The organism is Nocardia xishanensis NBRC 101358 (assembly GCF_001613365.1).
In the GTDB taxonomy this organism is placed as follows: domain Bacteria; phylum Actinomycetota; class Actinomycetes; order Mycobacteriales; family Mycobacteriaceae; genus Nocardia; species Nocardia xishanensis.
The window spans coordinates 1-12,893 of sequence record NZ_BDCF01000090.1 but is presented as its reverse complement, the minus strand read 5'-3'; the positions used below and the strand labels follow the sequence as shown (position 1 = coordinate 12,893).

General features: G+C 68.8%; 10 protein-coding genes and 1 pseudogene. 2 read left to right on the top strand and 9 right to left on the bottom strand.

Translation table 11 applies throughout. The features are described 5' to 3' along the window. The 4 genes and pseudogenes from NX1_RS38290 to ssd form a co-directional block, all read right to left on the bottom strand. Positions 1 to 243: pseudogene (locus tag NX1_RS38290) on the bottom strand (type II secretion system F family protein); the annotation flags it as partial. 720 nt (positions 244 to 963) lie between these two features. Continuing rightward, positions 964 to 1,587: a type II secretion system F family protein gene (locus NX1_RS34135; RefSeq protein WP_307651609.1), complete on the bottom strand. Its 624-nt coding sequence runs from the start codon at positions 1,585 to 1,587 to the stop codon at positions 964 to 966. Between the two features lie 161 nt (positions 1,588 to 1,748). Next, entirely contained in the window at positions 1,749 to 2,936 is a 1,188-nt protein-coding gene (locus tag NX1_RS34130; RefSeq protein ID WP_068069062.1) for a TadA family conjugal transfer-associated ATPase, read from the bottom strand. Further along, positions 2,933 to 4,045 (bottom strand): septum site-determining protein Ssd, encoded by a 1,113-nt coding sequence (ssd, locus tag NX1_RS34125; RefSeq protein WP_068069059.1) that lies wholly within the window; start codon positions 4,043 to 4,045, stop codon positions 2,933 to 2,935. Before ssd ends, NX1_RS34130 begins: the two co-directional genes overlap by 4 nt. A 368-nt stretch (positions 4,046 to 4,413) precedes the next feature. Here ssd and NX1_RS34120 point away from each other — a divergent pair, with 368 nt between their 5' ends. Continuing rightward, the gene (locus tag NX1_RS34120) at positions 4,414 to 5,280 is read left to right on the top strand and encodes an HAD family hydrolase (protein ID WP_068069056.1); all 867 of its coding nucleotides are present in this window, start codon (positions 4,414 to 4,416) and stop codon (positions 5,278 to 5,280) included. A gap of 547 nt (positions 5,281 to 5,827) precedes the next feature. On the opposite strand, the gene NX1_RS34115 is transcribed toward NX1_RS34120, so the two are convergent. The 5 genes from NX1_RS34115 to NX1_RS34095 all read right to left on the bottom strand — a co-directional run bounded on the left by NX1_RS34115 (position 5,828) and on the right by NX1_RS34095 (position 11,829). After that, complete coding sequence (locus NX1_RS34115; RefSeq protein WP_068069053.1) at positions 5,828 to 6,574, bottom strand: oxidoreductase; 747 nt, start codon at positions 6,572 to 6,574, stop codon at positions 5,828 to 5,830. 27 nt (positions 6,575 to 6,601) lie between these two features. After that, positions 6,602 to 8,269, bottom strand: a complete 1,668-nt coding sequence (locus NX1_RS34110) for a dipeptide ABC transporter ATP-binding protein (protein ID WP_068069068.1) — start codon at positions 8,267 to 8,269, stop codon at positions 6,602 to 6,604. An 8-nt stretch (positions 8,270 to 8,277) separates the two neighbouring features. Continuing rightward, a complete protein-coding gene (locus tag NX1_RS34105; RefSeq protein WP_068069050.1) occupies positions 8,278 to 9,240 on the bottom strand; it encodes an ABC transporter permease in 963 nt (320 codons plus the stop codon). Continuing rightward, positions 9,233 to 10,159, bottom strand: a complete 927-nt coding sequence (locus NX1_RS34100; RefSeq protein WP_068069047.1) for an ABC transporter permease — start codon at positions 10,157 to 10,159, stop codon at positions 9,233 to 9,235. The genes NX1_RS34105 and NX1_RS34100 overlap by 8 nt, the downstream gene beginning before the upstream one ends. Positions 10,160 to 10,221: 62 nt before the next feature. After that, positions 10,222 to 11,829, bottom strand: a complete 1,608-nt coding sequence (locus NX1_RS34095) for a peptide ABC transporter substrate-binding protein (RefSeq protein WP_068069044.1) — start codon at positions 11,827 to 11,829, stop codon at positions 10,222 to 10,224. A 296-nt stretch (positions 11,830 to 12,125) separates the two neighbouring features. On the opposite strand from NX1_RS34095, the gene NX1_RS34090 reads away from it, so the two are divergent. Then, a partial coding sequence (locus NX1_RS34090; protein WP_157120372.1) for an AMP-binding protein occupies positions 12,126 to 12,893 on the top strand: 768 nt, incomplete at its 3' end.

Below are 12,893 nucleotides of genomic sequence, written 5' to 3'. Positions count from 1 at the left end.
GCCGGCCGCCACCGCGCGCGCCGCATCCGCCATCGGCAGACCCGCTCGCAGGCATGCGGCGAGCAGATCGAACACCGAGGCGATATCGAGCGGATCCGAGGTGCGCGGCTTCTCCGGTTTCGCCTCCTTTCCCTCCTCTGCCTGCCACAACACCCGTAGCCTCCGACCGACGCCGACGCGCCCCGGCCACAGGGCAAACGCCCCCGCCATCGCCAACGCGCCGACACCGGCCTCGATCGCCATCCGAATCCCCTTCCGCCCATCCGAATTCGTCAGAACCGATCGACGTCACATTCCGACGCGCCACGGCCTTCCGACTCGCCGCCACAGTCCGAATCGCCGCCGCGTTCCGACCGGCGACCGCACCCCAACTCGCCGCAGCCCGACCCGCGACCGCACCCCAACTCGCCGCAGCCCGACCCAGCACCGGAGCCCGCCCCACGACCGAAGCCCGATTCGCCACCGAGACCTGCCCACGCGCCGAGGTAATCGCCCGACGACGAATACCGCGTCCGCATTCCGTCGAAGACATCGCGGCCGGTGCCGACATGGCCGGAGCGGGGAACGTCGTAGGGGCACAGCCGCTCGCTACGCGCAGCTCACCGAATATCCGCTGGTATTCGGCCCGCCGCATCCGGCTCCCGTCCACCTCCGGCACACCGTCTACCAGCACGACCGGCGCTCGCTCCACGCCCACCGCTTGCCGCGCCCCTTCGCACCAGCGCATTTCGCGTAATCGCATCACTCCTCCGATGAGGCGCACCACGCATCGCCTCTGAGCCATCGCGGCCGGTGCCGATGAGGCCGGATCAGGGAACACCGTGGGGACACGGCCGCTCGCTATGCGCAGCCCGCCCGCTATCCGCTGGGATTCGACCCGACGCATCCGGTTCTCACCCACCTCCGGCAGGCAGCCGCCCAGCAGGACTGGCACTTGCCCCACGCGCGCCACGCCGCACCCGTTCACACCAGCACCTTTCGCGTGATCCCATCGCTCCACAGCAGCCCGACGCAGGCCAGTCCCACCCCGAGCGGGAGAAGCAGGCGTCCCGCCGCCGAGGCGAGAAGGACCCGCAGCGGGTCGGCGCCCATCAACTGCCCCAGGGCCAAGCCGAGCAGCGGGAGGGTGGACAGGACCGTGGCGGTGGCGCGAGCGCCCGCGAGGGCGGCGGTGGCGCGAGCGCGAAAACGGATGCGGCCCATCAGATCTGCGCGGGCCGCGGTAAGCAGTTCGGCGAGGGCCAGGCCGTGATGTTCCGCGATCCGCCACGCGTCGGCGATGCGGGCGAGCTCCGCGCCGATGACGGTGTGCGGGTCGCGCAGACCGTCGGCGGCGGAACCGCCGAGCTTGCCGCGTGCGGCGCTGACGGCGAAAGCGCGCGCCGCAGCACCGCGTGATTCCCTCGCGGCGACATCCGCTGCCGCGCTCGGGTGCGCGCCGACACGCAATTCGCCGATGACCACTTCCAGTGCATCGAGGAGATGGACGCATGCTTCGGCGCGACGGCGGTCGGCGACAGCCCGTCGCCGACGCAGCCCGACGGTGCCCGCGAGCATCGCCACGGCGAGGAAGACACCGATGCCCAATGGCAGAGTGCACGCAAGCGCCGGACACGCAACGACACGAAGAATGTTGTGGTAGCGAAGCTTTCGCGGATCGGTCCGAATGAACAGGTCTCGCATTCGTCGACGTGGACCCGTCGAAGGCACCGTCAGCACCGCGAGCGCCAAGCACACCATCGCCGCGCTCATCGACCGATCCGTTCCGCCAGCAGAGCCTCCAGCCCGGCCGCACCCGGAATCGGCGCATCGTCCGAGCGCCAAGCCGCGACGATGCGCACACTGCCGTTCTCGTCACGGTCGAGCACGCCGATCTCCCGCAGGCCGCGCGAGCCATCCGGCCGCCGGTGCACGTGCAGCACCACCTGCACCGCCGCGGCCAGTTGGCTGTGCAGCGCAGCGCCGTCCATGCCGCCGAGTGCTGCGAGCGCTTCCAATCTGGCGGGGACTTCTCGCGGCGAGTTCGCGTGGACCGTGCCCGCGCCGCCGTCGTGCCCCGTGTTCAGCGCGGTGAGCAGGTCGACGACTTCGGCTCCGCGAACCTCGCCGACCACGATCCGGTCCGGTCGCATCCGCAGCGCCTGCCGCACCAGATCGCGCACCGTCACCGCCCCGACGCCCTCGACGTTGGCCGTGCGCGCCACGAGCCGCACCACGTGCGGGTGCGGCGGCGCGAGTTCGGCCGCGTCCTCGACGCATACGATCCGCTCGCGGGCGTCGACTTCGGCGAGCAGCGCGGACAGAAGGGTTGTCTTCCCCGCGCCGGTGCCGCCGACCACCAAGAATGCGAGCCGGGCCCGGATGATGCTCTCCAGCAAGGTTTTCGCGTCAGGCGGCACCGCGCCCGCCGCCGCGAGCGAGCGCAGCCCTTGGGTGGCGGGGCGTAGCACCCGCAGCGACAGGCACGTGCCGCCGTGCGCGATCGGCGCGAGCACCGCGTGCAGCCGGACGCCGAACGAATCACCGAGCGCCGCTTCGGTTCCGGTGAGCCTGCCGTCCACCCACGGCTGGGCATCGTCGAGCCTGCGCCCTGCCGAAAGCGCCAACCGCTGGGCGAGCCTGCGCACCGCCGCCTCGTCCGGGAAGGTGACCGAGGTCTTCTCCAGCCCGTGCCCGCGGTCGATCCACACCGCGTCGGGCCCCGTCACCAGGACATCGGCAACGCGCGGATCGTGCAGCAGAGGCTCCAGCACGCCCGCGCCGGTCATCTCTGTCTGCAACAGCCGCAGCGCGCGCAACAGGTCGGTGTCGCCGAGGACGCCGCCCGCTTCGACGCGAATGGCCGCCGCAACGGCCGCCGGATCCGGATCGCCGGGTTCACCCGCCAGGCGCTCCCGGACGCGATCCAAGAGCTCGGCCGTCACCAGCGCGCTCACCGTTCGCCCCGCACGGCCGGTGCGCCGAGCACCGCGAGCACGGCATCGGCCGCGTCTTTCAGCGGCCCGCGCCGCGGTGTGGAAAGACCGCCGCGTTCCAGGCGGGCCGCGAGGCCCCCTTCGGCGCGGACGGCCGCCAGCAGCGGCAGGTCGAGGACCTCGGCCACCTCGGCCCCGCGCAGGCCGCCCGGCGCCGGACCGCGGATCACCAAGCCCTGGTTGGGATTTCGCCTGCCGATGTACGCCGCGACGGACTCCGCCGCGGCCACCGCCCGCAGTGTGGCCTGCACGACCAACACCACCAGATCCGCGCTTTCGAGCATCTGCTCCGCGTGCGCGCCGCGCTCACCCGACACGTCGCAGATCACGAGATCGCCTGCGGCACGGCCTGCTTCGATCACCGCGCGTGCCGCGCCCGCCGCGATAGGGCTCGGCAATCGACCGGCACCGCCACGGCCGCAGGACAGCACGGACAACCCCGGCGACGCCTTCGGCAGCGCGCCGTGCAATGCCGTCGCCGCGATCCTGCCGTCCTCGACGACCAGGTCCGCCCAGCGCAGCCCCGTACCTGTCTCTATGCCCAACAGCAGGTCGAGGCCGCCGCCGAGGGGCGCTCCGTCGACGAGCAGAGTGTCGCGCCGGAACCCGTCGGCGGCGGCGCGCAGGGCGGTGGCGGACGCGAGAACGGAGGCTCCCGCGCCACCGCTCGCACCGGCGACGGCCACGACGACACCGTCGAACGCGCGCCTCTCGCCGTGCTCAGCAAACTTCTCGATAAGCCCGACGGCGGCCCCCGGCAGCTCGATGACTCGCTCGGCTCCGACTGCCGCCGCGGCCTGCCATCCGGGTAGTCCTGGCTCCCCATCGGTCACCAGAACGACGCCGCCGCGCCGCGGGTAACCGGCCGCCGCGCATTCACCCGCCGCGGCTGTGTCGAGGATCACCATAAGCGCTCCGGACCAGGCATGCCTGCCCACCGGCGGCTCCCGTTCGTCGAGCAGGCGTTCCGCGGCCGCGGCGACCCGGCGGACCTCGTCTCGTAACCGGACATCCCGGATGAGCACGAGCGCGGGCGATATCGGCGCTGTCTGCGCGACGTCGTTGTCCATGCAGGTCAGCGTGATACAAGCGCGGGCTCGTCAGAAGACCCGAGATGCCGAATGTGGATAACTCCGACGCTGTGGACAACCGCCGGACCGGCGAAGAAGGGGGATCCGTCCCCGAAATAGAGGACGGCCCCAGCCGGGGGGGGAGGAGGCTGGGGCCGTCGGGTTCAGCCCCGGGGGGTCGGGCTGAACGCGCCTGGACCATGTCCAGGTGCCAGCAATACTACACCCAATCCCCGGCACGCACGCAAGTCCGCCATCGAAGGACTTTGCCGTCGCCGGCCCTCCGGCGTCTGTCGAGCAAACTCGTGGCCGCCGCCGCTGACCCGACCCGCCCACCGGCATTTGCACGGCGTGCATATTCTGAACGGGTGACGGCCGAGGGCGACCAAACAACGGATCCGGACCACCAGGCGGGCGCCGCGACGACAGCGGACAGCGCCCCGACCAGGCGCGGGCGTGTCGCCGCGTTCTTCGATCTGGACAAGACGGTGATCGCGAAATCGAGCACCTTCGTCTTCAGCAAGCCGTTCTTCGCACAGGGTCTGCTCAACCGCAAAGCCGTGCTGGAGAGCAGCTACGCGCACTTTCTCTTTTTGCTGTCGGGCGCCGACCACGACCAGATGGAGCGGATGCGCGAACATCTGACCAAGATGTGCGCGGGCTGGGACGTCGAGCAGGTGAAATCCATTGTCGCCGAGACACTTCACGAGCTGGTCGACCCGCTGATCTACGCCGAGGCCGCCGATCTCATTGCCGATCACAAGATTCGGGGCCACGACGTGGTGATCGTCTCGGCGTCCGGTGAGGAGATGGTCGGCCCGATCGCGGAGGTGCTCGGCGCCTCGCGCACCGCGGCCACCAGGATGGTCGTCGACGACGGCAAGTACACCGGCGAGGTCGAATTCTACTGCTACGGCGAAGGCAAGGTCGAAGCCATCGAAAAGCTCGCCGCCGCAGAGGGTTACGACTTATCGCGCTGCTACGCCTACTCCGATTCGGTGACCGACCTGCCGATGCTGAGCGCCGTCGGCCACCCGACGGCCGTGAACCCGGATCGTAACCTTCGCCGCGAGGCGACCGCCCGCGGCTGGCCGATCCTCGCCTTCTCCAACCCGGTCTCGCTGTGGGCGCGATTCCAGTCGCCCTCGTCGACCACCCTTGCCGCGACGGCAGTCGTCGGACTCAGCGCGGTGCTGGCCGGAGCGATCAGTTATCGCCTGCTGCGCCGCCGCTGATCATTGACTGCGCGCCCGGCTACGGGGCGCCGCACTGTTCAACCGAGCTGGCCCATGGCTTGCCCGGGGTTCGACGGCCCGGCTCAGGAGGGCTCGCGACCAGGCATTCAAGCACGAAACGCCGACAAACACGCCAATTTTTCATTGTTTTCTCGACCCTTGAGTGAGCCCGCTCACAGTGGTAGAAATGAGTCACGGAAGGACGGAAGGCCAAGGCGGAACCGGAAGAGAAGGTTCAGTCTCCCATCCCACCCTTCCCAGCACGGACACCAGGCACCCACGCGGAGCACGCCGCGACAAGGGCAGAAGCGTTGTGGGCCTGCGAGATTCGAATTGTCGACGGCGAAGGCCTCGCACAGGTTGCGGGGATGAACCGGCGGAGTTCGAATAGTCGCCGAGGCCGCAGAACACAACCCACCTAGCACGCTTGGTAACCCGGTAGTCCGTGCTAGCGGGCGGTGAGGTCGTCAACGACAACGCCGCCCGCTTTGATGTGCGGGCGACTCCGATTGTGGGAACCTCGAAAGCTGGACGCCGCTGCGAGCCGCTATCCGGACGCCGCGTCGGCGATCGATGTCGCCTCCCTCGCGCCATCCTCCAGCGCGCCGCAGCACAAGATCACCCACCCGCCGACCGCCTCGGGCCTGCCGGTCCCGAATTCCGCGGCCGCGGCTTCGTACGCCTGCTTGCGCCGCAACCAGAACACCTCGGGCACACCCAGGCTGTGCGGGTCCAGGCCCCTTGCCACCGACACCAGCCGCGACGCGGCACGCGCGACGACCCCGTCCGCCGTGCCGAACGGTCGCAGCGCCAGTAGCTCGCCGTGCACCACCGCCGCGACGACCGGCGCGGGCGCCTTGGTGGCCAGCACGGTCTGCGCCAGCAGGTCCAGCCGCTCGGCGACGCCCGCGTCGGCGCGCGGCCGCCCGAGCAGTTGTTCATCGGTGACCAGATCGGCGGCCGCCAGCAGGTGCAGCCGGGCCAGCGCCTGGAGCGGTGCGCGCTGCCAGGTGGCCGTGAGATTGCGCAGGGCGTCGCCGTCCAGCGCCTGCCCGACGCGCAGCGAGCCGGCCAGGATCGGATCCTCCACCCGGCCGTCGGCGGGCAGGTCGGTGCTGCCGCCGTCGATGGCCGCGGAGGACCGCGCCGCGCGCACCGCCGCCTCGGCCGCGGTGGTCGGCCAGCCGCGCCGGTTCGCCTTGTGCCGGTGCACCGCGGCAAGGGCATCGCGGGCGCGGTCGGCGGCGTCGCGCACGCCGGGCAGGTCGACGAGGGGCTGCAGCGGGTCGGTCACGGGATACGAGGCTACTTGCGCGGTCGTCTACCCCGCCAGCAGATCCCGCCCCGGGATCGCGTCGAGCAGCCTGCGCGTGTATTCCTCGCGCGGATGGTCGAAGACCTGCTCGGCGCTCGCCGCCTCGACGACCCGGCCCTGCTGCATGACCAGCACGTCGTCCGCGATCTGGCGCACAACGGCCAAGTCGTGCGAGATGAACAGGTAGGAGAGCCCCAGCTCGGCTTGCAGGTCGTTGAGCAGGTTCAGGATCTGCGCCTGCACGAGCACGTCGAGCGCGGACACCGCCTCGTCGCAGACCACCACCTCGGGAGACAGCGCGAGGGCCCGCGCGATCGCGACCCGCTGACGCTGGCCGCCGGACAGCTCGTTCGGATAACGTCGCTGCACCGAGGCGGGTAGCGACACCTTGTCCAGCAGGTCGCGCACCACCGCCGCGCGCTCCTTCGGGGTGCCGATCCGGTGGGTGCGCAGCGGCTCCTCGATCGTCCGGAAGATCGAGTACATCGGGTCGAGCGAGCCGTACGGGTCCTGGAAGATCGGCTGCACCCGGCGGCGGAAGGCGAAGCCGCCCTTGCGATCCAACGTGGCCACGTCACGACCGTCGAAGGTGACTGCGCCGGAGGTCGGCGCGAGCAGGCCGAGCACCATCTGCGCGACGGTCGACTTGCCCGAGCCGGATTCGCCGACGATGGCGGTGGTCGTGCCACGGCGCAGCCGGAACGAAACATCCTCGACGGCACGGAGTTCCGAAGACTTCCACGGTGTCCCGCCGCGGATCGGGAAAACCTTGGTGAGGCGCTCTGCGACCACCACGTCGGGTACGACCGATTCGGCTCCGGCGACCTGCTCGGCCTGCTCGCGAATCTCGATCCGTTTGCGCACCGCCGAGAGCCGCTGCGAGGCCAGCGAGGGCGCGGAGTCGACCAGCTTCTTGGTGTAGGCGTGCTGGGGATCGCGCAGAATGCGCAGCGCCGGACCGGATTCCACCACGCGTCCCCGGTACATCACCACCAGGTGCTCGGCCCGCTCGGCGGCCAAGCCGAGATCGTGGGTGATGAGCAGGACGGCGGTGCCGAGTTCGGCGGTCAGCCCGTCGAGGTGATCGAGGATCTGGCGTTGCACGGTGACGTCCAGCGCCGAGGTCGGCTCGTCGGCGATCAACAGTTTCGGACGGCACGACAACCCGATCGCGATCAGCGCCCGCTGCCGCATACCGCCGGAGAATTCGTGCGGGTACTGATTCATCCGCCGCGCCGCATCCGACATGCCCGCTTCCTCGAGCAGTTCGACGGCGCGCCTGCGCGCCTCGGTTCCTTTGGCCATCCCGTTGGCCTCCAACGTCTCCCGAACCTGGAATCCGACCTTCCACACCGGATTCAGGTTGGACATCGGGTCCTGCGGCACCAGCCCGATGCCGCGCCCGCGCACGGCGAGGATCTCCTTCTTCGACGCCTTGGTGAGGTCCTTGCCGTCGAACACGATCGACCCCGCGGTGATCCGGCCGGTGCCGGGCAGCAGGTCGATGACGGCGTGCGCCGTGGTGGTCTTTCCGGAACCGGACTCACCCACGATCGCCACCGTCTGGCCGGGGTACACGGTGAGACCGACATTGCGCACCGCGGGCACCTGCCTGCCCTCCGAGCTGAAACAGACGTCGAGGTCACGGATTTCGAGCAGCGGACGATCCGTCATCGCGACGCTCACCTCTTCCTTGCCTTCGGATCGAGCGCGTCGCGCACCGCGTCGCCGAGCATGATGAAGCTCAGCACCGTGATGGCGAGCGCGGCGGCGGGATAGAACAGGATCGCCGAGGTGCGCAGATCGTTCTTGGCCCTGGCGATGTCGCCGCCCCAGGACACGATGTCGGGCGGCAATCCCACCCCGAGATACGACAGCGTCGCCTCGGTGACGATGAAGACGCCCAGCCAGATCGTGGAGACCACGATGAGCGGGCCCGCCGCGTTCGGCAGCACGTGCCGGACCAGCGTTCCCGTTCTGGAGACGCCCAACGCCTTCGCCGCCGTGACATATTCGCTGTTCTTGGCCTCGATGACCGCGCCGCGCGCGATGCGGGCCGCCTGCGGCCAGGTGAACGAGGCGAGCACCAGGATGACGTTCCACATGGTCGCGGGCCGCAGCATCTGCAGCAGGACGATCGCGGCGAGCATCATCGGGATGGCGTAGAAGACCTCCGCGATGCGCGAGACGATCTCGTCCAGCACTCCGCCGAAGAAGCCTGCCGCCGCGCCGAGCGTGCCGCCGATCAGCACGAACAGCGCCGCCGCGCCCAGGCCGACCAGGACCGAGGCCCGCGCGCCGTAGATGGTCCTTGTGTAGACGTCGCAGCCCTGCCGGTCGAAGCCGAAGGGATGGCCGGGGCGCGGAGGAGCCATGATGTCGTCGCCGAGACAGCGGCGCGGGTCCTGATCGGTGAACAGTCCCGGCCACAGCACCACCACCGTCACCGCCACGATCAACAGCACGGCGATCAGGAAGATCGGGTTGCGCCGCAGCTGCCGCCACGCGTCGCCCCAGATGCTGGTCGGCTCGCCGGAGGCGTCGACGCGGTCGGTGGCGAGCACCTCGACCTCGTCGGGCGGCGCGACGTAGTACTCCTGACCGGGCCGGATATCGCTGCTCACGTCCTTCTCCAGCTCAGGCATAGCGGATCCTCGGGTCGAGTGCGGCGTAGAGCAGATCCACGATCAGGTTGGCGAGCAGGAAGACCACCACCAGTACCGTGACGAACGAGACGACCGTCGGCGGCTCCACCCGCTGGATCGCCTGGTACAGCGTGCCGCCGACGCCGGGAATGTTGAAGATGCCCTCGGTGACGATGGCCCCGCCGATCAGCGCGCCGAGATCGGCGCCGAGGAAGGTGACCACCGGGATCATCGAGTTGCGCAGGATGTGCACGGTCACCACGCGGCGCCTGCTCAGCCCTTTGGCGGTGGCGGTGCGCACGTAGTCGGCGGACATGTTCTCGGCCACGGAGTTTCGCGTCAGCCGCAGCACATAGGCGAACGAGAGCGAGCCGAGCACGAACGCGGGCAGCAGCAGTTCGGTGAAACTCGCTTTCGCGCTCACGGTGGTCGGCGCGATTCCCCACTTCACGCCGAACAGGAACTGCGCGACATAACCGACCACGAACACCGGCACGGCGATGATCACCAGGCTGGCCACCAACATCGTCGAATCGAACAGCTTGCCCTTGCGCAGACCGGCGATCAGGCCGAACCCGATGCCGAACACGCCTTCGACGAATACCGCCATGAAGGCGAGCTTTATCGTGATCGGAAAGGCCCTCGCCAGTTCCTCGCGGACAGGACGACCGGAGTACGCGGTGCCGAAATCGAAGGTCAGGATACCTTTCAGATAGAGCAGATACTGCGTGATGAACGGTTCGTCGAGGTGATATCTGGCGCGCAGCTGGGCCTCGACGGCGGGGGTCAGCGGCTTCTCACCGGCCAGCGCCTCGATCGGATCGCCTGGGATGAGAAAGACCATCGCGTAGATGAGCAGCGTCGCGCCGAGGAACACCGGGATCATCTGGAGCAGGCGCCGCACGACATACCAAGCCATATTTCCTCCGGAAAGTGCCGAGCCGGGCCTTCTTTCGTCCGTCGGCCCGGCTCTCGCGGCGTCTACTTCTCGATGCCCTCGAAGTCGAACAGGCCGTTCCAGGTCAGCTGGGCGTTGCTGACCCGATCCGAATGACCCGCAGCCGCCACGTAGTCCAGCACGGGGATATCGGCCATGTCCCTGATCAGCAGCGCCTGCGCCTGGGCGATGATCCGGTAGGACTCCTCCTGGGTCGGCGCGGCGAGCGCGGCGTCGAGCAGGCGGTCGAATTCGGGGTTGTCGTAGTTGACGTTGTTGGTCTCGGAGTAGCTGTAGTACTGCGAGGTGAGGAACTGCAGCATCGTCGGATAGTCGCCCTGCCAGCCGTAACGGAAGGACTTGCCGATGGTTTCGGCGTTCACCTCGTCACGGATGTTCTTGAAGGTCGGGTATGGCACCGCGATGGCGTCGATACCGAGGGTGTTCTTGACGCTGTTGGCCACCGCCTCCACCCACGCCTGGTGTCCGCCGTCGCTGTTGTAGGCGATCTCGTAGCGGCCCGACCACGGCGAAATGGCGTCGGCCTGCGCCCACAGCCGCTTGGCCTCATCGGGGTTGTACTTCAGCACCTCCGAACCGGGCAGGTTGCCGTCGAAGCCGGGCAGTGTGCTCGCGGTGAAGTCGCGGGCCGGGATGCGGGTGCCGTGAAAGATCTTCTCGCAGATCTGTTCCCGGTTGATCGCCAGCGAGATGGCGCGGCGGCGCAGCAGTCCCTCCTGGCCCGCGAAGTGCGGGACGTTGGACTGCACGCCGATGTGCTGGTTCTGCGCGACCGGCTTGGCGATCGCGCGATCACCGAGCTCCTGCTGGTACACCGAGAGCGCGCTGGCCGGAATGGTGTCGAGCGCGTCGAGATTGCCGGACTGGAGATCGGCGTACGCGGTGTCGAAGGACTGGTACATGACGAACCGCAGTCCCTTGTTCTTGGCCGGGCGGCCGCCCCGATAGTCGGGATTGGGGACCAGGTCGATCTTGACGTTGTGCTCCCATGCGTTCGCGTCGGCGAACTTGTACGGGCCGTTGCCGATCGGGTTCTGCCCGAACGCCTTCATATCCTTGAACGCCGCCTCGGGCAGCGGATAGAACGGCGCGTACCCGAGTTCGCTCTCGAAATCGATGGACGGCGCCTTCAACTCGACGGTGAAGGTGCGATCGTCGACCACCTTCAGACCCGACATCGTCTGGGCGGTGGGCTTTTCCGCCGACACCTGGTCGAAGCCGAGGATCGGCGAGAACACATAGCTCTGCAGCTGCGCGTTGGTACCGAGCGCTCCGTAGTTCCACGCGTCGACGAACGACTTGGCGGTCACCGGCGTGCCGTCGGTGAATTTCCAATCCGGCTCGATGGTGATCCGGTAGTTCTTCCGATCGGTGGTCTCGATCGACTGCGCCATCTCGTCGTGCGCTTTGCCGTCGGCGTCGTAATACTTCAGCCCGGCGAAGAGCCGGTCGACCACCCGGCCGCCCATGTTCTCGTTGGTGTTGGTCGGCACCAGCGGATTCTGTGGTTCGGCGCCATTGACCGTGACGATGTCGGCATCGGCGCCGTCGCCGGAGGAACACGCGGACAGTCCTAGGCTCGTGGCCAGCAGGATGCCCGCGGCAAGCGCGGTAACTCTGTGGAATCGCAACGCGTACTCCCGATTTCGAGAAGGTCGAAGGCGGCTGTACGGCCCGCGCCCCGTGATCCTCTCCTGCGCGTGCCTCACGTCCCGCCTCGGATGTCAGGGACGTTAGCCATCGGCGAGGGACCTTGTCATCGGATCGCCCTATGTTCGTTTCACTTGTTACCAATGCGGCAACATCGGCGAAACACCGCAACTATGCCACCGCGACGGCGTGATCCAGTGCGTACTCGTCGGCGCGGCGTGGGTCACAGTTGACTAGTGTCGAGATCGGGCAGAGCCGACGCGAAAGAAGAGACGTGATGACCGAAACCACCGCCGACCACCGGGACTCGTATCCGCCCAGCGCGGAGTTCGCCGCCGCCGCGAACGCCGATGCGGCGCTTTACGATCGGGCCGCCGACGATCGCGACGCTTTCTGGGCCGAGCAGGCCGAACGGCTGCACTGGCATCAGAAGTGGAGCCAGGTGCTGGACTGGAGCGACGCACCCGTCGCCAAGTGGTTCGTCGACGGCACGCTCAACGTCGCCTACAACTGCGTGGACCGCCACGTCCTCGACGGACACGGCGACCAGGTCGCCATCCACTGGGAAGGCGAACCCGGCGACTCCCGCGACATCACCTACCGGCAACTGCTCGACGAGGTCTCCCAGGCCGCCAACTACCTCACCGAACTCGGACTCGAAGCCGGCGACCGGGTCGCCATCTACATGCCGATGGTGCCCGAGGCGATCGTCTCCATGCTCGCCTGCGCACGCCTCGGACTCACCCACTCGGTGGTCTTCGCCGGGTTCTCCCCCACCGCGCTGCGCCAACGCGTCGACGACGCACGCGCCCGGCTCGTCATCACCACCGACGGGCAGTGGCGCCGCGGCAAGTCCGCACCGCTCAAGCAAGCCGTGGACGAAGCGCTCTACGCCCACGGCGACCTGCCACACAGCGTGGAGCACGTGCTGGTGGTCCGGCGCACCAACGTCGAGGTCCCCTGGACCCAAGGCCGGGACCTGTGGTGGCACGAGACCGTCGCCCAAGCCGCCACCCACCACGAAGCCCAGCCCTTCGACGCCGAA

Excerpts from the sequence above, each read along its gene's own strand:
- NX1_RS34110 (WP_068069068.1), bottom strand. The coding sequence starts at position 8,269 with ATGACGGATCGTCCGCTGCTCGAAATCCGTGACCTCGACGTCTGTTTC.
- NX1_RS34100 (WP_068069047.1), bottom strand. The coding sequence starts at position 10,159 with ATGGCTTGGTATGTCGTGCGGCGCCTGCTCCAGATGATCCCGGTGTTC.
- ssd (WP_068069059.1), bottom strand. The coding sequence starts at position 4,045 with ATGGACAACGACGTCGCGCAGACAGCGCCGATATCGCCCGCGCTCGTG.
- NX1_RS34105 (WP_068069050.1), bottom strand. The coding sequence starts at position 9,240 with ATGCCTGAGCTGGAGAAGGACGTGAGCAGCGATATCCGGCCCGGTCAG.